21 protein-coding genes are annotated in these 20563 nt (G+C 69.4%); 9 read left to right on the top strand and 12 right to left on the bottom strand.

Features of this window, described 5'->3' with window-relative positions; all coding sequences use genetic code 11:
* Positions 1-170 precede the first annotated feature (170 nt).
* On the bottom strand, positions 171-1454 hold the full coding sequence (locus tag UA75_RS03485; protein ID WP_075738828.1) for an alpha/beta fold hydrolase: 1284 nt from the start codon (positions 1452-1454) through the stop codon (positions 171-173).
* A 377-nt stretch (positions 1455-1831) separates the two neighbouring features.
* On the opposite strand from UA75_RS03485, the gene UA75_RS03490 reads away from it, so the two are divergent.
* From UA75_RS03490 to UA75_RS03500, 3 genes are read left to right on the top strand one after another with little or no spacing between them, the layout of a single operon-like run.
* A complete protein-coding gene (locus UA75_RS03490) occupies positions 1832-3055 on the top strand; it encodes a DUF418 domain-containing protein (protein ID WP_075743357.1) in 1224 nt (407 codons plus the stop codon).
* 12 nt (positions 3056-3067) lie between these two features.
* Positions 3068-4345 carry a sensor histidine kinase gene (locus UA75_RS03495; protein WP_075738830.1) on the top strand — a complete coding sequence of 426 codons (1278 nt, stop codon included), beginning with the start codon at positions 3068-3070 and terminating at the stop codon, positions 4343-4345.
* Positions 4342-4998 (top strand): response regulator, encoded by a 657-nt coding sequence (locus tag UA75_RS03500; protein WP_075738832.1) that lies wholly within the window; start codon positions 4342-4344, stop codon positions 4996-4998. The genes UA75_RS03495 and UA75_RS03500 overlap by 4 nt, the downstream gene beginning before the upstream one ends.
* Positions 4999-5063: 65 nt before the next feature.
* Here the strand turns inward: UA75_RS03500 and UA75_RS03505 are convergent, their stop codons facing one another.
* Positions 5064-6677: a dolichyl-phosphate-mannose--protein mannosyltransferase gene (locus tag UA75_RS03505; protein ID WP_075743358.1), complete on the bottom strand. Its 1614-nt coding sequence runs from the start codon at positions 6675-6677 to the stop codon at positions 5064-5066.
* Positions 6678-6713: 36 nt separating this feature from the next.
* Here UA75_RS03505 and rsmI point away from each other — a divergent pair, with 36 nt between their 5' ends.
* Positions 6714-7568 carry a 16S rRNA (cytidine(1402)-2'-O)-methyltransferase gene (gene rsmI / locus UA75_RS03510; RefSeq protein WP_075738834.1) on the top strand — a complete coding sequence of 285 codons (855 nt, stop codon included), beginning with the start codon at positions 6714-6716 and terminating at the stop codon, positions 7566-7568.
* A 109-nt stretch (positions 7569-7677) separates the two neighbouring features.
* On the opposite strand, the gene UA75_RS03515 is transcribed toward rsmI, so the two are convergent.
* Together UA75_RS03515 and UA75_RS32500 are read right to left on the bottom strand one after the other, a co-directional pair.
* Entirely contained in the window at positions 7678-8982 is a 1305-nt protein-coding gene (locus UA75_RS03515; RefSeq protein ID WP_075743359.1) for an aminodeoxychorismate synthase component I, read from the bottom strand.
* Between the two features lie 232 nt (positions 8983-9214).
* Positions 9215-9355: a hypothetical protein gene (locus tag UA75_RS32500; protein WP_157433971.1), complete on the bottom strand. Its 141-nt coding sequence runs from the start codon at positions 9353-9355 to the stop codon at positions 9215-9217.
* 90 nt (positions 9356-9445) lie between these two features.
* Between UA75_RS32500 and metG the strand changes: the two genes are divergently transcribed.
* The 4 genes from metG (at position 9446) to UA75_RS35135 (ending at position 13789) form a co-directional block, all read left to right on the top strand.
* On the top strand, positions 9446-11239 hold the full coding sequence (gene metG, locus UA75_RS03520; protein WP_075738836.1) for a methionine--tRNA ligase: 1794 nt from the start codon (positions 9446-9448) through the stop codon (positions 11237-11239).
* Positions 11240-11279: 40 nt separating this feature from the next.
* On the top strand, positions 11280-12140 hold the full coding sequence (locus UA75_RS03525; protein WP_075738838.1) for a TatD family hydrolase: 861 nt from the start codon (positions 11280-11282) through the stop codon (positions 12138-12140).
* A gap of 259 nt (positions 12141-12399) precedes the next feature.
* On the top strand, positions 12400-13515 hold the full coding sequence (locus UA75_RS03530; protein WP_075738840.1) for a resuscitation-promoting factor: 1116 nt from the start codon (positions 12400-12402) through the stop codon (positions 13513-13515).
* A 115-nt stretch (positions 13516-13630) separates the two neighbouring features.
* A complete protein-coding gene (locus UA75_RS35135) occupies positions 13631-13789 on the top strand; it encodes a hypothetical protein (RefSeq protein ID WP_412459532.1) in 159 nt (52 codons plus the stop codon).
* Positions 13790-13956: 167 nt separating this feature from the next.
* On the opposite strand, the gene UA75_RS34300 is transcribed toward UA75_RS35135, so the two are convergent.
* Both UA75_RS34300 and tgmA read right to left on the bottom strand, forming a co-directional pair.
* Entirely contained in the window at positions 13957-16023 is a 2067-nt protein-coding gene (locus tag UA75_RS34300) for an MvdC/MvdD family ATP grasp protein (RefSeq protein WP_232251152.1), read from the bottom strand.
* Positions 16023-16370, bottom strand: coding sequence for a putative ATP-grasp-modified RiPP (tgmA, locus tag UA75_RS03545; RefSeq protein WP_075738844.1), 348 nt, complete (start codon positions 16368-16370; stop codon positions 16023-16025). Before tgmA ends, UA75_RS34300 begins: the two co-directional genes overlap by 1 nt.
* Positions 16371-16634: 264 nt before the next feature.
* On the opposite strand from tgmA, the gene rsmA reads away from it, so the two are divergent.
* Positions 16635-17513 carry a 16S rRNA (adenine(1518)-N(6)/adenine(1519)-N(6))-dimethyltransferase RsmA gene (rsmA, locus tag UA75_RS03550; RefSeq protein WP_075738846.1) on the top strand — a complete coding sequence of 293 codons (879 nt, stop codon included), beginning with the start codon at positions 16635-16637 and terminating at the stop codon, positions 17511-17513.
* A 59-nt stretch (positions 17514-17572) separates the two neighbouring features.
* Here the strand turns inward: rsmA and UA75_RS03555 are convergent, their stop codons facing one another.
* From UA75_RS03555 to UA75_RS03580, 6 genes are all read right to left on the bottom strand, one after another.
* Complete coding sequence (locus UA75_RS03555; RefSeq protein WP_232251153.1) at positions 17573-18184, bottom strand: peptide deformylase; 612 nt, start codon at positions 18182-18184, stop codon at positions 17573-17575.
* A gap of 37 nt (positions 18185-18221) precedes the next feature.
* Positions 18222-18422 (bottom strand): DUF397 domain-containing protein, encoded by a 201-nt coding sequence (locus UA75_RS03560; RefSeq protein WP_075738850.1) that lies wholly within the window; start codon positions 18420-18422, stop codon positions 18222-18224.
* 142 nt (positions 18423-18564) lie between these two features.
* Positions 18565-18765: a DUF397 domain-containing protein gene (locus tag UA75_RS03565; protein ID WP_075738852.1), complete on the bottom strand. Its 201-nt coding sequence runs from the start codon at positions 18763-18765 to the stop codon at positions 18565-18567.
* Positions 18766-18844: 79 nt separating this feature from the next.
* Complete coding sequence (locus UA75_RS03570) at positions 18845-19045, bottom strand: DUF397 domain-containing protein (RefSeq protein ID WP_075738854.1); 201 nt, start codon at positions 19043-19045, stop codon at positions 18845-18847.
* A gap of 126 nt (positions 19046-19171) precedes the next feature.
* Positions 19172-19381: a DUF397 domain-containing protein gene (locus tag UA75_RS03575; protein WP_318533344.1), complete on the bottom strand. Its 210-nt coding sequence runs from the start codon at positions 19379-19381 to the stop codon at positions 19172-19174.
* Positions 19323-20207: a helix-turn-helix domain-containing protein gene (locus tag UA75_RS03580; protein WP_075738858.1), complete on the bottom strand. Its 885-nt coding sequence runs from the start codon at positions 20205-20207 to the stop codon at positions 19323-19325. The genes UA75_RS03575 and UA75_RS03580 overlap by 59 nt, the downstream gene beginning before the upstream one ends.
* Positions 20208-20563: the final 356 nt, after the last annotated feature.

Below are 20563 nucleotides of genomic sequence, written 5' to 3' on the forward strand. Positions count from 1 at the left end.
CAGTTTGGGTGAGTGAACACTCACCTGTCAAACCGTCGACGTTCACTCGGCGGTCGTCGAACCGCCGTGGCTGCTGCGACGCCGTGCGCCCCGGGCGGACCGGCCCACGTCGCGGCCTCCCGCCCGCAGGTGGTGTACCCGACGCAGGGAACCGCCACGGGCCGGGATGCTCAGGCCTCCCCGCGCGTCATGGCGATCAGTCGGTCGAGCACGCCGGGGTCCATCCGCAGACCGTCGTGCTCGTGCTCGTTGGTGACCCAGGTGCGCAGGCCCTTGACCTGCTCCGCCGTCTGCAAGGACAGCTCGCGGTCTACGTACATGTCGTCGTGGTAGACGGCGGCGGCCACCGGAACCGTGTTGTGGCTGAGCGTGTCGTGGTCGTAGAGGCTCGGCCAGTCCGTCCTGGCCGCCAGCGCCTCGGCCGCCGCCCGCAGCGGCACCAGCGCGGGGTCCTCCTCGAACATCCAGGGATAGATCATCTCCCCGGTGAAGCGCACCGAGGAGCCCTCGTCGAGATCGAACTCCGGGAACTCCCGCCGGAGGCGATGGGCCGACCAGAGCGATGCGCCGCCCTGGCAGTAGATCGACTCGTGCAACAGCGCGTAGAGCGGGTCCGTCGCGAAGGAGACACTGTCGTTCACGCCGTGCCGGAAGGTGTCGGAGAGGTCGCGGCCGCCGGGGGAGGCCACGAATGCCTCCTCCAGCAGGTAGTGCAACCGGTCGAAGGTGCTGGTCTTGCCGAACTCGATCCCGAGGGTCTGAAAGCGACGCGGGGTGAGGCGTTCCCCGGTCGGCAGCAGAACCTCGTGCTCGGCGAGGTGGTCGAACACCGACCTGACGATCGACTCGTCCTGCGGATACCGCGCGAAGTACTCCGTGTTCTTGCGCAGCACCCTCGGATACAGCGCGCGGTAGACCTCGTCGGGCCCGGCGTCCAGACCGACGAGGCCGCCCGTGACGAACGCGGCGGCCAGGCCCTCGGGAGCGATCGACAGATAGGTCAGGGTGCAGAAGCCGCCGAAGCTCTGGCCCAGCACGCTCCACGGCCGATCGCCGATCAGATGTCGGCGGAACGCCTCGGCGTCCCGCACGATCGAGTCCGCCCGAAAGTGGCGCAGGTAGTCGGCGACCTGATCCCCGGAGTCGAAACGGGCGAGCGTCTGCCGGTTGGCCGGGGTGCTGCGCCCGGTGCCCCGCTGATCGAGCAGCAGCACCCGGTACTCGCGCAGCGCCCGGCGGAGCCAGGTCGCCGCGGGCGCGGGCCGAGTGGCCTTGCCGCCGGGACCGCCTTGGAGGAACAGCAGCCACGGCAGGTCCGCATTCTCGTTGCCCGAGGCGACGACCTCGCGGCCGAACACCGAAATCTCCTCGCCCGTCGGATCATCGTGGTCCAGCGGAACCTCGATGCTGTGATCGACGCAGGCGATGCCGGGGCTTCGATAGCTGATCGTCATGGTTCTCCCGAGTCGTGATCGGTCACGGTGCCAGGCGGTCACGATGCGACGGCACGATGCGACGTGGGCGGCGAATCGATCTCCACGGACTCGCACGCTACGGCGTCCCGGCCGCCCCAGCGGTGCGGCAGCCTGCGGCGTCGGGAATCGCGGCCACCGGCACGTGCGGCCACCGGACCTCGGCGCGCGGGCGGCCTGCCGCCGACCCCGCCGTGCGTCGAACCACAGACCTCGGACGGCCGGCCGGTCCCGCTCGGTCCGAGGGGGACCGCGGCTGTCATCCGATCGGATGACAGCGTCCTCGCCGGTCGGGTGGTGAACGGGTCAGCGCATCGGACGACTGGGCGGTATCCACGCGGATTCCTAACGTGACGATCATGACCAATCACCGTGTCACCACCGGCGCCGAGCCTGCACGCGCCGACGACGCACGTGCCGACGACGCAGCCGTCCGGGCCGCGCCGGTCTCCTCCGCGCAGCGCGTCCTCGCCCCGGATCTCGCCCGAGGGCTGATGCTCGTGCTCATCGGCATCGCCAACGCGGCGGTCTTCCTGTACGACCGGCCCTACGGTCATCGGCAGCACATCATCGAGGAGAGCCTGCTCGATCGGATGGTCAGCACCCTGGTGGTCACCGCCGTCGATGCCAGGGCCTATCCGCTGTTCGCCCTGCTGTTCGGCTACGGCATCGTGCAGATGATTCAGCGCAACGCCGCCCGAGGCACCGCCGAGACCCGGTCCAGATCCATCCTCCGGCGGCGCAGTACCGCATTGATCGGCTTCGGCCTGATCCATGCCGTGCTGTTCTTCCCCGGTGACATCCTCGGCCTCTACGGCGTGCTCGGCTTCCTGCTGCTCGTGCTGATCAACAGGAGCGATCGTGCGCTGCTGCGCCTGGCCTCGGTGTGGCTGGTCATCTCGTGCGCGGTGCAGGGCCTGGTCTACTCGTATTCCAGCGGAGGCGAGGGCCGAAGCTACTTCTTGTCCTTCGAAGTCGATTCCTGGGCCGAAGTACTGCCAGTGCGATTCGTGGACTGGCTGCTGACTCCGTTCGGACTGCTGCCGGTGCTCGCCACCGCGTTGCTGGGCGTCGTGGCCGCCCGCAGGCGCGTCCTCGAAGAGCCCGGCAGGTATCGCGTGCTGCTTCGGCGGGTCGCCGCCGTCCTCGTGCCGTTCGGCCTGCTCGGCGGGCTGCCCAGCGGTCTGATAGTCGGACAGTTCATCCAGGTCGACTCGCCCCTGCTGGTGCTCGGCTTCTCCCTGCTGCACTCGCTCAGCGGGGTGGCGGCCGCCGTGGGATACCTGGCACTGATCGCGCTGGTGAGCCTGCGACTGTCGGCGACCCCCTCGGGGATGGCGGGTGCGCTCACCGCGCTCGGGCGGCGGTCGCTGAGCGGGTACCTGTTCTCCTCGATGGTCTTCATGATCGTGCTGGCGCCCACGACCTTCGGCCTCGGCGCGGTGTTCGGCTCGGCAGGCGCCCTCGCGTTGGCGGTGGCCACCTGGCTCGTGTCGCTGGTGCTCGCCTCGTGGCTCGACCGACGTCGGCGACCCGGCCCGGCGGACGCGCTGCTGCGGCGACTCTCCTACGGGGCTAAGTGAGAGACTCGCACCGTGGCGGAAGAGGACGACACGCCGGTCACGACGGCCGCATCGCAGTTCCAACGCCGATGGAACCGAGGCTGGGAACGCATGCTCTACGTGATCATCGCGGCGGTCACGGCGCTGGCGCTGCTCGACCCCGACCGGCTGCACGGCGAGCCGCTGATCCTGCTCGGACTGGTCCTCGGCTTGCTGGGCTGGCATCTGTGGTTCCTCAGCCTGCATCCGCAGTGGCCGGAACAGCGACTCGGGCCGATGGCCGTCTACTTCGCAGGCCTGCTGGGGCTCAGTGCTCTGCTGAGCACGATGCACCCGGCATTCCTGCTGTTGACGGCCGGGGCCTATCCGATGGCCTTCGTCGCGCTGCCGGGCCGGTGGGCGTACGTCGGCGTGCTGCTCACGGGAGCGACGCTGACCGGTCTCCTCGGCGGGCTGCCGCCCGAGGCCGCGACGATCGGGCAGACGGCAGGCACCTCCCTCGTCGCAGGCGGCATCGGCTGGGCGATCCGACGGCTGGAGTCCGAGGCCGAGCTGCGGCGGCAGGCGACGGAAGATCTGGCGGGCGCCCTGGTCGACCTGCGGACGGCGGCAGAGGAGCAGGACCGGTTGCGGACGCGGATGCTTGATCGCGAGCGGGAGTCGGCCGTGACAGCGGAACGGGCGCGGATGGCGGGCGAACTGCACGACACGCTGGCGCAGGGGCTGGCCGGGATCACCACCCAGCTGGAGATCGCGGAGGAGCTGTTGGGCGAGGAGCACCCGGCGCGACGCCGCATCGGTTCCGCGCTGGGCCTGGCCCGCTCCAGCCTCGTGGAGGCGAGGCGGTCGGTGAACGGGCTGCGGCCGGGGCCGCTGGCCCAGGCGCCGCTCGTCGAAGCGGTCCAGGCGGTGCTGGACGAGTGGCAGGTTCGCACCGGGGGCGCCGCGCGGTTGCGCATCACCGGGGAGCACGAGCCCGCGGACCCCGCCGTCGAGCGGGCGCTGTTGCGGGCGACGCAGGAGTCGCTGGCCAACATCGAGCGGCACGCGGCGGCCACCGAGGTCACCGTGACCCTGTCCTATCTCGGCGACCTCGTCGCGGTGGACGTCGTCGACGACGGCGTCGGCTTCGCGCTCGACGACCTCGGGTCGCCGTCCGAATCGGGCGGCCACGGCCTGCAGGCGATGCGTGATCGGGTGGAGGCGGTCCAGGGCAGCCTCGCCGTGGAGTCCAGACCGGGGGAGGGCACGATGATCAACGCGACGATCCCGCTGCGGCCTGGCAGCGCGACGAACGGGGCAGGCGCATGACGGGGCCGGTCATCCGCGTCCTGCTCGTCGACGATCATCCGATCGTCCGGGACGGGCTCGGCGGCCTGATCGACACCCAGCCGGATCTCGCGCTCGCGGGCGAGGCCTCTGACGCTCGGGCCGCACTCGCCGCCGTGACCGCGTCGCGCCCTGACCTGGTGATCACCGATCTGCGGATGCCCGGCGGCGACGGCATCGAGCTGATCGGCCTGCTGCACGACCACGACCCGACGCTGCCGATCATGGTGCTGAGCACCTTCGGCTCGGCAGCCGACGTCACGACGGCGATGGCGCGGGGCGCGACGAGCTACCTGCTCAAGGACTCGACGCGCCAGGAACTCTTCGCGGCCATCCGGGCGACCAGCCGAGGGGAGTCGGTGCTGGCGCCCCCGGTGGCCGCGCTGCTGGTGACCGCGTTCCGTCAGGGCAGGGACACCGAGTCCGCGCCGAGCCCTCGGGAGCGGGAGATCCTGGCCCTGGTGGCCGACGGCCGGGGCAATCAGCAGATCAGCCGTGCCCTGCGTATCTCGGAGGCCACGGTGAAGACCCATCTCACCCGGCTCTACGCCAAGCTCGGCGTCGCCGATCGCGCTGCGGCCGTCGCCGCCGCCTATCGGCGGGGCTGGCTGACCGACGTGGACGGCGCGGACTAGACGCCAGGCACCAGCCGGGTCGAACCCCGCACGGGTGGGCGGGCTCGCCGCCTGCCCCGCCCGCGTCAGCGCCAGGAGGGCAGCCAGAGTTCGGCGTTCCAGCGCCAGGGCGTGATCGAGTCGCCGTTGAGGATCGGCCACAGCCAGAGGAAGTTCGCCACCACCAGCCCCAGATACAGCCCGACGACCAGCAGCCCGGTGCCGCGTCGTTCGGCACCCGCTCTGGCGCGGCCGAGGATCTCGCCGAGGATCAGGGTCAGGCCCAGCACCAGGAACGGCGCCATCGGCGTGACGTAGAAGAAGTACATCTGGCGGTCGAGGTTCATGAACCAGGGGAGCCAGCCTGCCGCGTAGCCGACCAGGACGGCGGTGTACCGCCAGTCGAACCTGCCCAGCGCCCGCCACAGCGCCCACCCGAGGACCGGCAGCGCCAGCCAGTAGATGGCCGGAGTGCCGATGAGCATGACGGCCCCGACGCAGTCGGACTGGCCGCAGCCAGCCGCGCCCTCGCCCGACTCGTAGTAGTAGAGCATCGGACGCAGGCCCATCGGCCAGGTCCACGGCTTGGACTCCCAGGGATGCGGATCGGAGCTGTCGGTGATCAGCTCATTGTGGAAGTCCAGGACGCTGGCGCTGTAGAACCACAGTGCCCGCAGCGCGTCGGGGACGAACCAGAAGGCGGACTCGGTGCCGACGTCCTGCCCGACGGCGTGGCGGTCCAGGCCGGTCTCGCTGGTGAACCAGGCCCACCAGGTGGCCAGGTAGGCGCCGATCGGCAGCGCGATGAAGGTCCAGAGCGCGGCGGGGAGATCCCGCAGCGCGGTCGCCCGGAACGGCCCCCGGATGCCTGCCGCGCGCCGGGCGGAGTAGTCCCAGAGAACCGAGACGACGGCGAAGGCGACCAGGTAGTAGGCGCCGGACCACTTGACGCCGCAGGCGAGGCCGAGCAGCACCGCCGCCCCCACCCGCCACCAGCGGAAGCCCAGCCTCGGGCCGAAGCGACTGTCCTCGATGCGGCCCTCGCGGACCACCCGCATCAGCCGTTCCCGCATCTGGTCGCGGTCGACCAGCAGCGCGCCGAAGGCGGCGAGCACGAGCACGGCTTGGAAGATGTCGAGCATCCCCATCCTGGACTGCACGTGCATGACGCCGTCGCAGATCAGCAGGATGCCTGCGACGGCGCCCAGCAGGGTCGATCGGGTGAGTCTGCGGGCGATGCGCACGATCAGCAGCACCGAGATCGTTCCGGCGGCGGCGGCGGCGAAGCGCCAGCCCCAGCCGTTGTAGCCGAACATCCACTCGCCGATGGCGATGAACTGCTTGCCGAGCGGCGGATGAACGATCAACCGGTACCCGGGGTTGTCCTCGTAACCGCCGTTGCGCAGCATCTGCCAGGCATGGGGCACGTAGTGCTTCTCGTCGAAGACCGGCGTGCCGTGGTCCGTCGGGTGCCCCAGGTTCCAGAACCGGACGATCCCGCCGATCAAGGCGAGGGTGAGCGTGACGATCCAGCCGCGCAGCCGATCAGTCGGGAGCGGGCTCATCAACCGCCGAAGAGGGTCGGTGGATCGTCTCTCGTCCGGGCGCTCCTGCTCGTCCGGCCCCTCCTTCGGGGGACCCTCACCCCCGTCGTCGACACCGTCGGTCGCGGCCGGGCGGTCGATGTCGGTGTCCGGCATCAAGACGCTCACGGCGCTGATCGTAGGCTTGTCCGAATGGGTGAGACATCTGGATCGGGTCGGTTGATGCTCGCCGCCACCCCGCTGGGAAACCTGGACGACGCCTCTCCTCGGCTGCGAACGGCGCTGGCCGAGGCCGAGGTGATCGCCGCCGAGGACACGCGGCGACTGCGGCAGCTCGCCGCCTCGCTCGGCGTCACCGTCGGCGGCCGGGTCGTGAGCTGTTACGACGCGGTGGAGGCCTCCCGTGCGCCCGGGCTGATCGAGGCGATCCGGGAGGGCCAGACGGTGCTGCTGGTGACCGACGCCGGCATGCCGAGCGTGTCCGACCCGGGATTCCGACTGGTCGCGGCGTGTGTGGCGGCCGACCTGCCGGTCACCTGCCTGCCGGGGCCCTCGGCGGTGACCACCGCGCTTGCCGTCTCCGGCCTGCCGTCGGACCGGTTCGCCTTCGAGGGCTTCCCGCCCCGTAAACCGGGCGAACGGCGCCGCTGGTTCGCCGACCTGGTCACCGAGCGACGGACCGTCGTGTTCTTCGAGGCGCCGCACCGGCTGGCCGCGACCCTCGCCGCAGCGGCCGAGGTGCTCGGCGGCGGCAGGCAGGCCGCGGTGTGTCGGGAGCTGACCAAGACCTACGAGGAGGTCCGCCGGGGCGACCTCGCCGAGCTGAGCGCCTGGGCCGCCGACGGAGTGCGGGGTGAGATCACCGTCGTGCTGGCGGGCGCCGAGGCGGTCGAGACGGACCCGGCGGCCCTGGTCGCCGAGGTGGAGAGCCGGGTGGCCGAGGGCGAACGGCTCAAGGACGCCGTCTCGGTGGTCGCGGCGGCTGGCGGCGTCGGGCGCAAGGAGCTGTACGACACGGTGTTGCGGAGCCGGTCCACCGGACGGTGAGCCGGTGGCGTCGGGTGGGCCGTGCTGTTCCGGGGCGGCGTCCGGCGGACCCGGCGCGGGGTCGGTGCCGGGCGCCGGGCACCGTGCTCGGCGGTGGACACCGGCCTGCTCAGCGCCCCAGCAGGGCCAGCAGCGGCGCGGCCTTGGTCAGACACTCCGCCCACTCGGCGTCCGGGTCGGAGTCCGAGGTGATGCCGCCGCCGACGCCGAGCACCAGCTCCCCGCCGCGCGGTCCCAGCCGATGCTCGAAGGTCCGGATGGCGACGTTCAGTTCCAGGCCCGCCACCGGTGAGATCAGGCCGACCGCCCCGCAGTGCAGGCCGCGCGGCTCGGCCTCCAGCTCGTCGATGACCTCCAGCGCACGGATCTTCGGCGTGCCGGTCACTGAGCCGGGCGGAAAGGTCGCGGCGAGCAGCTCGGCGTGACTCAGCCCCGCTCGCAGTGCCGCGGTGACGGTGGAGACCAGATGCCACACCCCCGGATGCGGCTGGACCGCGAGCAGTTCCGGCACCCGCACGCCGCCCGCGCTGGCGACCCGACCGAGGTCGTTGCGGACCAAATCGACGATCATCACGTTCTCGGCGACGTCCTTCGTCGAGGCCCGCAGCCGCGCCGCGTTCACCTCGTCGGCGGGGCCGCGCCGGGGCAGCGTGCCCTTGATCGGGGCCGATCGTGCCTGGTCGCCGCGCCTGGCGAGGAACAGCTCGGGGGAGAAGGAGATCGCCGAGCCTGCGTCGCCGTCGGTCAGGAAGGCCGCTCTGGCGGGATGCAGGGTCGAGGTGCCCTGGACGAACAGGTCGATCGGGTCGCCGTGGAAGTCGAGCGAGAAGCGGCTGCAGATGTTGGCCTGGAAGATCTCGCCTGCTGCGATCGCCTCGATGCAGGCGGCCACGGCCTTGCGATGTCGGGCCGCGTCCGGCGTCCGCAGCTCGCCGACCCTGCGGTGTGACGGCGGCGGATCGTCGGCGTGCAGTAACGCTTCGAACTCCTGGGCCGCCGCCTGCGCCGCCGTTTCGGTGATCCCGTGTGGTGCGTCGCCGATCAGCGCCTCGGACCACCAGCCGCCGTCGTCGTGCCGGAGGACTTCAGCCGTCCAGCCCCAGGCGGCCTGCGGGCTCAGACCGGGCCGAACGGGGTGATCGATCCGGCCGATGAGGCCGCCGCCGATCACTCCGTCGTCGGCCCCGTGCCGATCGATGTCTGCGGGCATCGCGGGCAGCAGCGCCGCCGGGTCTGCCGTCGACAGCGGGACGGGCCGCACCGAGGGCACCAGGACGGCCGCCGAGCCGAACCAGTCGCCGATCAGGGCGGCGGGGTCGGGCAGCCCTCGCGCCCTGGCCCGCGCGGCCAGCCTGCGCAGCATCCGTTCGGGTGACACATCGACTGCACCCAGCCGGGTGCGGTGCGTCCGCATGGGCCGATCCAACCCGACGCGGAGTGGATCTCCCGCACAACCCGGTCGACGGAGGCGGGCCCGGCTCGTGGACGAGCGTCGTCGTGCCTGCGGCGGCCCGGCTGAAGTTCGTGCTGCGGCGGAACACTCGGGTGCCGAACCACCGGGCGAGGAACAGCAGGCCGACCCCCGCCAGCTCCCGGTGCTCAGAGATGCATCCCTCGCCGTTCCCACTCCGCGAGAGGCGCGGCGCTCAGTACATGGCTGGTCGGGTCGACGCCGGGAGATCGACGGACGACGCTCGCAGGCCGTGCAGCTCCTGACGAACCTGGTAACCGTTGGTGCGGCCGAACGACCGGACCAGGCCGAGCATCAACAACCGGGTGGCAGACACGGCGTCATCATGCCGGGCACCGCAGGTCGCCTTCGGCCCGGCGCGCAACCCGATGGCGGTGCGATCGAGGCTGTTCGTAGTCTTTGACGCATGAGTGCCCCCGTGTTGACCGCGGTGGCGTGGCCGTATGCCAACGGCCCCCGCCACATCGGTCACGTCTCCGGTATCGGTGTCCCCTCCGACGTCTTCTCGCGCTACCAGCGAATGGCGGGCAACCGGGTGCTGATGGTCTCGGGGACCGACGAGCACGGCACGCCGATCCTGGTGCAGGCCGACAAGGAGGGCCTCACCCCGCAGCAGACCGCCGACAAGTACCACCGAGTCATCAGCGAAGACCTGCGTGACCTCGGCGTCACCTACGACATGTACACGCGGACGACGACCCGCAACCATTGTCACGTGGTTCAGGAGTTCTTCCTGGCGATGTACCGCAACGGCTACATCCTGCCCAGGACGACCACCGGCGCGGTCAGTCCGTCGACCGGCCGCACACTGCCGGACCGCTACGTCGAGGGCACCTGCCCGATCTGCGGCTACGACGGCGCCCGAGGCGACCAGTGCGACAACTGCGGCAACCAGCTCGACGCGGCCGACCTGATCCGGCCGGTCTCGCGGATCAACGGCGAGACGCCGAAGTTCGTCGAGACCGAGCACCTCTTCCTCGACCTGCCCGCATTCGGTCACACCTTGGGCGACTGGCTGGCCACCAAGACCGACTGGCGCCCCAACGTCCTGAACTTCACCCGCAACCTGGTGGACGACATGCGTCCTCGGCCGATCAGCCGCGACCTGGACTGGGGCGTGCCGATCCCGCTCGACGGCTGGCGCGACCAGCCGCTCAAGCGGTTCTACGTCTGGTTCGACGCAGTGATCGGCTACTTCTCCTCCAGCGTCGAGTGGGCCCGCCGGTCCGGCGACGAGAACGCCTGGAAGCAGTGGTGGCAGGACCCGGCCGCGCAGATCGTGCACTTCATGGGCAAGGACAACATCACCTTCCACGCCCAGATCTGGCCCGCGCTGCTGCTCGGCCAGAACGGGGCAGGTGACAAGGGCGGCGAGCCGGGCACCTACGGCACGCTGAACCTGCCGACCGAGATCGCCTCCAGTGAGTTCCTCACCATGAGCGGCTCGAAGTTCTCCAGCTCGCGCGGCACCGTCATCTATCTGCGGGACTTCGTCCGGCAGTTCGGTCCCGACGCGCTGCGGTACTTCATCGCGGCGGCGGGACCGGAGACCCAGGACGTCGACTTCACCTGGGAGGAGTTCGTCCGGCGCACCAACTTCGAGCTGGCCAACGAGTGGGGCAACCTGGTCAACCGGGCCGTGTCCATGGCGGCGAAGAACGTGGGCGCCGTTCCGGAGCCCCGCGCCGTGCAGCAGGCGGACGAGGAGCTGAAGGCGCAGGCCCGCGCGGCCTTCGACGTGGTTGGCGGGCACCTGAGTCGCTCGCGGTTCCGCGCCGGCGCCGCCGAGGCGATGCGGGTGGTCGGCGCGGCCAACAAGTACATCTCCGACCAGGAGCCGTGGAAGCGCAAGGACGACCCGGAGCGGCGGGACACGATCCTGCACACCGCGCTTCAGGTCGTTCAGGACGCCAACACGCTGCTGACGCCGTTCCTGCCGCACTCCGCGCAGAAGGTGCACGAGCTGCTCGGCGGGACGGGCGTCTGGGCCTCGCAGCCGGAACTGCGCGAGGTCACCGACCTCGACGACCCGACGCGCGAGTACCCGATCCTCACCGGCGACTACACGCAGGATCAGGCCGCGTGGAAGTCGGTGCCGATCGAGGTCGGCCGTCCGCTGGCGAAGCCGACGCCGTTGTTCGCCAAGCTCGATCCGGAACTGGGCGAGACGGGGCCGGAATGGGCGCCGATCCAGAAATGAGCCGCTCGACGAACTCGCCGCGTCGTCCCGGAGCACCCCGGTGAGCAGCAAGCGCGACAACACGCCGCCGTCGGTGCCGGAACCCCTTCCGGTGCCGACGGTGGACGCGCACACCCACCTGGACGCCTGCGGGGCGCGAACGCAGGCCGACGTCGTCGCGATGGTCGACCGCGCCGAGGCCGTCGGCATCGGCCGGGTGATCACCGTCGCCGACGACGTCGAGTCGGCCCGCTGGGTCGTCGAGGCGTCCGGTTGGGATGAGCGGGTGTTCGCGGCGGTCGCCCTGCACCCCACCAGGACGGCGGACTTCACCGAGGGGCAGCGCCAGGAGTTGGCGGCGCTGGCGAAGGCGCCGCGCGTGGTGGCGGTCGGCGAGACCGGCCTGGACTACTACTGGGACTATTCGCCGCCCGCCGCGCAGCACGAGGCCTTCCGCTGGCACATCGCGCTGGCCAAGGACGTCGGCAAGGCCCTGATGATCCACGACCGCGACGCCCACGAGGACATCCTGCGGATTCTGGCGGAGGAAGGCGCCCCGGAGACGGTCGTCTTTCATTGTTTCTCCGGCGACGCCGACTTCGCCCGCCGCTGCGCCGAGGCCGGATACCTGCTTTCCTTCGCGGGCACCGTCACCTTTCGCAATGCTGCCTACCTGCGGGAAGCCGCCGCAGCCGTACCGGTGGAACAGTTGTTGGTGGAGACGGATGCGCCATTCCTCACTCCGCATCCGTTCCGGGGGCGGCCGAATGAGCCGTATTGCGCGGCGTACACGGTGCGTGAGCTTGCCAGGGTTCGAGGGCTCGACGAGGCGGAGCTGGCTGCCGTGCTCACGGCGAACGCCGAACGCGCATTTCGTCTGCAATCTGTGAACTCGACATCACCGGTGGTCACCGACGGGTGATCGGTGCTGTGATCGGCAACACAGCACCGGTCGGGGTCTTGGCGTGGACCGGGAATTCCCGTTACGGTGCCGTGATCGTGAATAGCCGGGATGGGGAATTCTGGTGAACCCTCGGCAGTGCGGGTGAAGTCGGGGACGCGCACGCTGCGGTGAACATCCCTGTGCCGACTGATTCGAGCGCACGGACTTCGACGGCGCGAATCGGTCCGGCACACGGCGAAAGACTCCCCTGCCCGGACCGACGACGGCTGGACTACAGGTGAAGAAACGCACGTTGTTGCGTGCCATGGTGATCGCCGTGCTGGCCATCCTGATCAGCGGCTCCGGCACCGCCATCGCGATGGACAAATCGGTCGCGATCACCGTGGACGGCGAACGACAGTCCATCCGCACCTTCGCCACGACCGTGGCCGGTGCACTGGCCAGCGCGGGATTCGAGACGGGTGCCCACGACGCGGTGGCCCCCTCGGCCGACTCCGCCGTCGCCGACGGCAGCGCCATCGTCCTCAAGCGCGGCAGGCTGCTCACCCTCCAGATCGACCGCGAGACCGAGGAGGCCTGGACGCAGGCACTCACCCTCGGTGAGGCGCTGGAGGAACTGGATCTACGGGTCGACGACGACGAGATGTCCCTCCCGAAGGACACGCCCATCCCCTTGGAGGGCCTGTCGGTCGAGTTGAACATCTCGAAGCTGGTGCAGATCGTCGACGGTGCCGAGGAGATGGTGCAGCTGGCGACCAACGAACACACCGTCGGCGAGCTGTTGGAGGCCGAGGGACTGGGCCTCGAGGACGAGGACTCGGTGACCCCCTCGCTGGACACCGAGCTGGAGAACGGTCTGCTCATCGAGATCACCAGGACTCGAAGCGAAGAGCACACCGAAGAACGCGAGATCCCCTTCGAGACCGAGGAGGAGGAGGACCCGGAGCTTCCGGAAGGCGAGACCGAGGTCGATCAGGAGGGCGTTCCCGGCGTCGAGCTGGTCACCTACCGCGTGGTCACCGTGAACGGCGAGGAGACCGAACGCGAGGAGATCTCGGCAGAGACGATCACCGAGCCCGAACCCGAACTCGTTCGCATCGGCACGATGGAGCCCGAGGTTCCCGATCTCGGCGACACCGAGGTCTGGGAGCGGCTGGCCCAGTGCGAGTCGACCGGCAACTGGCAGATCGTCAGCGCCAACGGCCTGTACTACGGCGGACTGCAGTTCGGCCTGCCCACCTGGAACGCCTACGGCGGCGGCGAGTACGCCACCTATCCCAACGAGGCGACCAAGGAGCAGCAGATCGCGGTGGCGATCCGGCTCCGCGACGCCAACGGCGGTCGCTACAACTCATGGCCGCACTGCGCGAGTCAGCTGGGGCTGCCGCAGTGACGTCATCCGATCGGCTCGCCGAGGTGGCCGCTGCTCGGCTCGGCGAGGTGGCGTCTTGATGTCTGCTCGGCCCGGCGGGGTCGGCTCGGCTCGGCTGACAACGTAGCCTCCGCGCGTGAGGGAATCGCAGCGGTCGGCCGGATCGAGCGCGCTGCTCGGTCCGGCCGATGTTCGTCGGCCTGCCGTCGAGCGGGACGTCCGCTCGACGAAGAAGTTCGGACAGAACTTCGTGCACGACCCCATGGCGTCGAAGGCGGTATGGCCGCTTCGATAGACGGCCGTACTGGTGTTCCCCTCCCGGTCGAGTCGTCCAGCTCTGCCGGAACGGTGCGATCGCTGCCCCAGCCGTACTCGCACGACGCGAACCGCGGATCACGGTGTGCCTGGTCCAGTGCGGCCGTGCGGGATCGCCGAAGAACTTCGCCGCGTGGTGACGCTATGTCAGGTGCCGAGGTGTCCGAGTGCGGGGCCGTCCGGGCTGTCGAGCCACACGCGTTGCTCGTCGGCGGTGACGGTGAGGCCGAGGCGGTCCCAAGCGGGTCGATCGTGGGCGTTCCAGGTCTGAGTGGTGCGCTCGACTGCGTCCCACAGCCGGGTGGGTCCCGCCTGCGTGACCGCGTGTGGGTGGGCGTCGGTGGTGTCGATCTCGGCCCATGATCCGTCGCGGGCGGACAAGCGGGCGGCGACCGGGCGGTAGTCATCGTCGAGGAGGTAGCCGACGTCGATGGGTGTACCGAGGACTAGGCACGTCAGAAACCAGGGGACGGGCTGTTCCCAGGCGACGGCGGAGAGGTTGGTCATGCTCCGCACAGGTGTGCCGCCTGCGCGATCGGCGGCCGGCGGTGGGTCCGGCTGGTCGGGGTGGCGCATGTCCATGAAGCACGCTCGGCCGGCGTCGAACCTGCCTTCGGCGATATCGCCCCTTTTGTGCAGCAGCACGAGGTTTCCTGCGGCGGGGTTGACCTTGATGTCGGTGAGGATCGCGCCGCCGTCGGCGAGCTGGTGGAACCACGCGGGCGGGATGTGCGACACGGCAACGGTGGAGATGATCCGGTCGAACGGCCCATGGTCGCGGATGCCGTAGATGCCGTCTCCGGTGGACAAGTGGGGCAGGTAGCCCAGCGACGCGAGTCGGCGCTGCGCGGCATCCACGTAGTCGACGTCGATGCTGGACACGTACTGGTCGCCGAGGTGGGCGCACAGTAGCGCGGTGTTGTATCCGGTGCCGGTGCCGATCTCCAACACGTTGTGCCCGACGTGCACATCGAGGAGTTCGAGCATCCGCGTCATCAGACCGGGCATCGACGAGGAAGACACGCCGCGGCCGTCGTCGTCGACATCGGTGACCAGCGCGACGTTCGTGTAGACCATGTCGAATGCCTCGGGGTGGTCGACCACGATCTTGTGCCAGTCGCCGGTCTTGTTGTCCTGTCGGAGGAACTCCGGCACGAACACGTGGCGCGGGGTCGCCCGGAACGCGGTCTGCCAGCGCGGTGAGGAAAGCTTGCCTTTCGTGGTGAGCTCGTCGGCCAGCCGGGAGAGCAGCAGTTCCCAGTCGACGCTCATGTGGTCCCCTTCGCGAGCAGGTCGGCGAGTTGGTCGGTGATCGGCGCGCCCACGACGTCTTCCAACCATCCGTACTGTCCTCCGGCGTTCACCTCCAGGAAAGACCACCCTTCGGGGCCGATCACGAAGTCGAGCGCGCCGTAGACCAGGCCCAGGTCGTTCATCAGCCTGCGGACTCCGCACGTCCCCGGGCGGCTCGATCAACTCGTGGCGCAGGTTGTCGTAGTCGGTTCGCCAGTCGACGTAGCCGGTGGCGCTGTCGGCGTGGATCGCGACGGTGGTGATCTCGCGGCCGACAACGATCATGCGCGCCTCGTGGAGTTTCGACACCCACCGTTGGAACAGGTGTGTGGTCGTCTCGATGCCGCTTAGGTCGGCCAGGTCGGCGGCGTCCAGCACGCGGGTGTAGGCGAGTTTGCGCCCGCCGCTCTCCACGATCGAGTTCGAGCCGAGCACCTTCGTGACCGTCGTGCCGCGTCCGGCGAACTGGCGAACCGACACGGGATCGTTAGTGATCATCGTGTCCGCGACCCGCAGACCGCATCGTTGGGCGAGCGCGAGTTGCACGGGCTTGTAGGCCGCGTCGGCCAGCCGCGCCGGGTGGTTGATCCACAACACGGGCAGCGAGGTCAATACCCCGCCGAGTCCGTACTTGGCCTCGAGATTGGCGAATCCGCGTTCGGCCGCAGTCATCGTGTTCGGGAACGCGTACGCCTTCGGGGATCGAAACCACGCGGCGGTGATGCCGTCGAGGTCGATGGTGCGGTACGGGGTGCGAAGCTGCCCCGACCACCGGCCCCCGGTCAGCTCAGCCGACACGCTGAGCTGACCGGGAAACCAGGCGGTATCGACGCGATGCACGGCGGTGTCTCGCTCCTGAAGAGCACGCACCATCGCGTCCGCGCTCACGTCGCGTTCAGCTGCGAGGATGAGAACGGACATCAGACCGGGAACGGCTCGTCGGGCACGAAGTCGTAACTGAAATCCTCCGAGGGGCCTTCGTCGCCGTCAAGGCTCGTCTTGTTCTTCACCGTGGGCGGTCCGGCCTCGATCAGCGGACGTCCCGAGGCGTCCACCGACATCTGCGTGTGGTGGTCGTAGCGAACCGTCTGCGCGGCCCCTGCCGTGATCGGCGGCTGAGGTTCCATTCCACGCAGCGCCCACGGGCGTACTTCGGCGCGTGACGGTTCGTCGTCGCTGGTCCGTTCGAACGGCGCGCCCAGCGGAAACTGTGCGCTGTGCGAGGCCACCGGGTCAGCGGCGAACCGGTCACGAACTGCTGTCGACATCTGATTCCCTTCACGTCACGTAATCACGTTGTCGTTCTCGGATCTCGGGCGTCGGGACCCACAGACGCCAGCCAGCCGATGGTCAACTCCTCTTGGTGCTTACTCGACACTTACACGATCCGTATCCAAATGAGTACGGACTGCACCTCTCGGCTTGACGGGGTGATGTCGGCTTGGCCTGCCGGGTTGCTGCTGGCTTGGCCTGGCGGGGTGACATCGGCTCGGCTCGGCGGGGTCGCCTCGGTGATGCCGTAGCCTCCGCGCGTGAGTGAATCGCAGAAGTCGGCCGGGTCGAGCGCGCTGCTCGGTCCGGCCGATGTTCGTCGGCTGGCTGCCGAGTTGGACGTCCGACCCACCAAGAAGCTCGGCCAGAACTTCGTGCACGACCCGAACACCGTGCGGCGCATCGTCTGGGTGGCCGGGGTCGGCGCCGAGGACGTCGTGCTGGAGGTCGGCCCGGGCCTCGGCTCGCTCACCCTGGCGCTGCTCCCGCACGCCCGCGAGGTGGTGGCAGTGGAGATCGATCCGGTACTGGCGGAACGGCTGCCCGCGACGGTGGCCGAGCGCGCCCCCACCCTGGCCGAGAAGCTGCGGGTGGTGACGGCCGACGCGATGCGCGTCGGGGCCGAGGAGCTCGGGGAGCCGACAGCGCTGGTCGCGAACCTGCCCTACAACGTCGCGGTGCCCGTGGTGCTACACCTGCTGGAGCGGCTGCCGAGCCTGCGCACTGGATTGGTGATGGTGCAGGCCGAGGTGGCCGACCGGCTGGCCGCCCAGCCCGGCAGCCGGGTCTACGGGGTGCCGAGTGTGAAGGCGGCCTGGTACGCCGAGGTGCGTCGGGCCGCGAACGTGCCGCGGGGCGTCTTCTGGCCGGTGCCCAATGTGGACTCCGGCCTGGTCTCGTTGCGCCGCAGGGAGGCGCCGCTCTCGACCGCCTCGCGTACCGAGGTCTTCGCGGTGATTGATGCGGCGTTCTCGCAGCGTCGTAAGACGATGCGTTCGGCGTTGGCAGGCTGGGCGGGTTCGCCCGCCGAGGCGGAGCGGCTGCTGCGCGCGGCGGACGTCGACCCGTCGATCCGGGGCGAACAGCTCACCGTCGCCGAGTTCGCGGCCATCGCGGCGGCCCGGCTGGCGGACGGCTGAGCGTCGGGCGGGGCGGGGTGAGTCGTCGCGTCGGCTGGTCGGGCGTTTGAAGGCGCGGGTCAGGTGCGGCTGTCGTAGTCCCACGTCCGGCCGGTTCCCCGATATTGCTCGATCGGGATGGGCACGGTGCCTTCTGGCAGGTGATCACGGCAGAGGACGCCATGGAGATGGTCGATCTCGTGGGCGACCAAGCGGGCGATGCCACGGCGGAACGTCGTGATCCTCTTGTCGCCTGCGACGTCGGTGTGCTCGACGTGTATCACCAACGCCCTGGGCACCCGACAACGAACGTCGAAGAAGCTCAGACAGCCTTCGTACTGCTCGTCGACATCCTCGCTCGTCTCGACCACCCGAGGGTTCAGCAGGATGATCGCCTCGTCGGTGCCAGGAGGGCGGACGAGGGCGGCAGCAAGGTCGATGCCGATCTGAGGAGCAGCCACCCCTATCCCCTTGCCGAAGACATGTGCCCGGCCGATGCGCTCGGCCGCAGCATGCAGTTCGGTGACGACCCGCTGCGCGTCCGCTTCCTCAGCGGGCAGCGCGAAGGTTCGAGCGGTACGCCGCAGCAGCGGATCACCGTCTTGGACGACGCCGAGGGCGGCCATGGTCTCACTGGGTCGGGTCTGGTGGGAGCGCCCATCGTGGCGCAACGTGGCGTCGTCATGATTCACCACAAGACTGCCTGTCTCCGTGGGGGCGGCGGGTTGGTCAGCGGAGCCGGTCGGCCTTGACGGCGTTGACGAAGGCGCTGAACGCCGCCGGGCCGACCTGGAGTGTGCCGCCGTCGCGGTTCTTGGTGTCGCGGATCCCGACGAGGCCGGGAGCGTGGCCGATCTCGACGCAGGTTCCGGTGTTCTGTGATCGGCTGGACGTCCGCCAGGCGGCTTGCCGCTGTTGGGGTTGCGTCATCGAAGGGCTCCCGTCACTGAGGTGGGCGGCCCCGTTGTCAGCTGGCGTCGCGAGCCCCGCGCCACTGCTTTGACGGTATCGGAGGGAGGCGCCGGGTGGGAAGCGGTGCCGCCGCGCCGCCGCAACCGATGCGGTGAAGGGCTCAGTTGAGCCGACCCGTTTTGACCGAGGTTAAGAAGGCCGCGAAGGCCGCTCGGTCGACCATGAGAGCGCCACCGTCGCGATTTTTGGTGTCTCGAATGCCCACGATGCCAGGCGTCTGACCGATCTCGACGCAATCGGACTGCGAGCCACTGCGGCTCGACTTCCGCCAGTTGTCGTGCGGTAGTTCGGGTTCCGTCATGGGGGCGCTCCTCGTCGTTGGTGCCGGGCGGCGCCGAGCCGGTGACTTCGCTGCGACGCCGCCTGTGGACCTGCCAGCCTCAGCGGAGTCGATCGGCCTTGATCGAGGCGACGAACGAGCCGAACGTCGCGGGATCGACGTGGAGGGTGCCGCCGTGGCGGTCCTTGGTGTCGCGGATGCCGACGAGGGCGGGGGAGCGGGCGATCTCGATGCACGACGTCTGGTTTGCCGTGTAGCTCGACGTCCGCCAAGCCCCGCTACGCTGTTCGTATTGGGTCATGAGGCTGCTCCTCACCGCGATAGCGAGGTAGCGCTGCCGGTGGGTGGCGTGAGGTCCCCGCTGCTATGACGGTACCTGTGGCGAGTGCCATGTGGGCAGTGCGCCGCCGCGCAGGATGGTGGCGCGCTAGCGAAGACGGTCGGCCTTCACCGCAGTTAAAAACGCAGCGAAGGTTGCGTGGTCGACGCGTAGCGTGCCGTCATGGCGGTTCTTGGTGTCCCGGATGCCGACGATTCCGGGAGCGTGGCCGACCTCGACGCAGTTCGATTCGGCGCCACTACGGTTGGACTTCCGCCAGTGCTTCAAGGGCAGCAACGTCATGACCTTTCCACTCATCTCTGAGGTGCATCATCAGTTCCGCAGAGGCGGCGCGACTGAGCGCCAGTTGCTGGAGACTAGCGGCCGATGCCATGTACGCACGAACCTCCGAGGCGTCGTCCTCGTCCAGGAACAAGCCGCTCCAACGATGTTCGAGGTGGATGACAGGATGGGTCTTCTCGCCTTCCAAGACCACGAACGGGCCTTCGAGTGCTCCGTGCCACCCCATGGCCATGGGCAAGATCTGGATCGTGATGTGGGGCTGTGCGGAAAGCCTGATCAGATGGTCGATCTGATCAGCTATGACAGTTCGCCCGCCGACTGGACGGCGGAGGACGGCTTCATCGAGTACGGCCATGTAGGTCAGTCCCGGCTTGGCCAGCACGGTCTGACGGCCCATGCGGAACGTCGTACGAGCGCCGATCTCCTGTTCTGACATGTTCGAACCAGCGAAGATCGCACGTGCGTACGGTTCTGTCTGCATCAAGCCGGGGACGAGGTTCGGCGACACGTCGATGATCCGGACCGATGTGCGCTCTAGCTCGGCCATTCCAGTGGTCTGCGGGGCGAGACCCGGTATGCCGACGCCCAGCCACCTCGGCTCGACGCTTGCCTCTCGCGCCATCTGAAGTAGCTGCTCCCGGCGATCCCCGGTTACGCCCAGGACAGCAAGGATGGCGGCGACGGTCTCCGGCGTCGCCACGCGCTTCCCGGTCTCGGTGAGAGACATCGTTGCCTTCGAGTACCCGATGCGCTCACCGACCTGAGCCATGGTCAGTCCGGTGGCCTTCCGTGCCTCCCTGAGTTCTGCGCCGAGGGCCCTTGCTTGAGCCTTGCTCGCCATGAGCTGACCTTACGGTGCCGAGCTGTCGCTGAGCACTACACCCGATTGTGGTCTTGCGGTCCTAGCCGCCGCGATGGTTCATTTAACCGACGTAAGTTTAATAAACCGGCGGCTCGACAGGAGGCTATCGATGTCCCTTGTGCTCTTGATCACTGCGCTGCCTGGACTCATCGCGTTCGTCGCGATGACCTGGGCGGCCGTCAAGTGCCGGCGCGAGAAGAGCGCGCCGGTCGGATCGCCGTACGGGCGCCGCAGCGCGAGCTGCGCGAGGCCCTCGCGATCGGCCCTCGCCCCTGTCCCCGGGGCGTCGGCAGGCGAGGCGGGAGCGGTTCCGAGTGCCGTTCCCGCCTCGTCGT

Source organism: Actinoalloteichus sp. GBA129-24 (assembly GCF_001941645.1).
In the GTDB taxonomy this organism is placed as follows: Bacteria; Actinomycetota; Actinomycetes; order Mycobacteriales; family Pseudonocardiaceae; genus Actinoalloteichus_A; species Actinoalloteichus_A fjordicus.

Coding starts and splice junctions, on each gene's coding strand:
- UA75_RS03560 (WP_075738850.1), bottom strand. CDS start 18,422: ATGACGCAACCCCAACAGCGGCAAGCCGCCTGGCGGACGTCCAGCCGA.
- UA75_RS03500 (WP_075738832.1), top strand. CDS start 4,342: ATGACGGGGCCGGTCATCCGCGTCCTGCTCGTCGACGATCATCCGATC.
- UA75_RS03575 (WP_318533344.1), bottom strand. CDS start 19,381: ATGAGTGGAAAGGTCATGACGTTGCTGCCCTTGAAGCACTGGCGGAAG.
- UA75_RS03565 (WP_075738852.1), bottom strand. CDS start 18,765: ATGACGGAACCCGAACTACCGCACGACAACTGGCGGAAGTCGAGCCGC.
- tgmA (WP_075738844.1), bottom strand. CDS start 16,370: ATGTCGACAGCAGTTCGTGACCGGTTCGCCGCTGACCCGGTGGCCTCG.
- UA75_RS03490 (WP_075743357.1), top strand. CDS start 1,832: ATGACCAATCACCGTGTCACCACCGGCGCCGAGCCTGCACGCGCCGAC.
- UA75_RS03570 (WP_075738854.1), bottom strand. CDS start 19,045: ATGACCCAATACGAACAGCGTAGCGGGGCTTGGCGGACGTCGAGCTAC.
- UA75_RS03505 (WP_075743358.1), bottom strand. CDS start 6,677: ATGCCGGACACCGACATCGACCGCCCGGCCGCGACCGACGGTGTCGAC.
- UA75_RS03485 (WP_075738828.1), bottom strand. CDS start 1,454: ATGACGATCAGCTATCGAAGCCCCGGCATCGCCTGCGTCGATCACAGC.
- UA75_RS03515 (WP_075743359.1), bottom strand. CDS start 8,982: ATGCGGACGCACCGCACCCGGCTGGGTGCAGTCGATGTGTCACCCGAA.
- UA75_RS03580 (WP_075738858.1), bottom strand. CDS start 20,207: ATGGCGAGCAAGGCTCAAGCAAGGGCCCTCGGCGCAGAACTCAGGGAG.
- UA75_RS34300 (WP_232251152.1), bottom strand. CDS start 16,023: ATGTCCGTTCTCATCCTCGCAGCTGAACGCGACGTGAGCGCGGACGCG.
- rsmI (WP_075738834.1), top strand. CDS start 6,714: ATGGGTGAGACATCTGGATCGGGTCGGTTGATGCTCGCCGCCACCCCG.
- metG (WP_075738836.1), top strand. CDS start 9,446: ATGAGTGCCCCCGTGTTGACCGCGGTGGCGTGGCCGTATGCCAACGGC.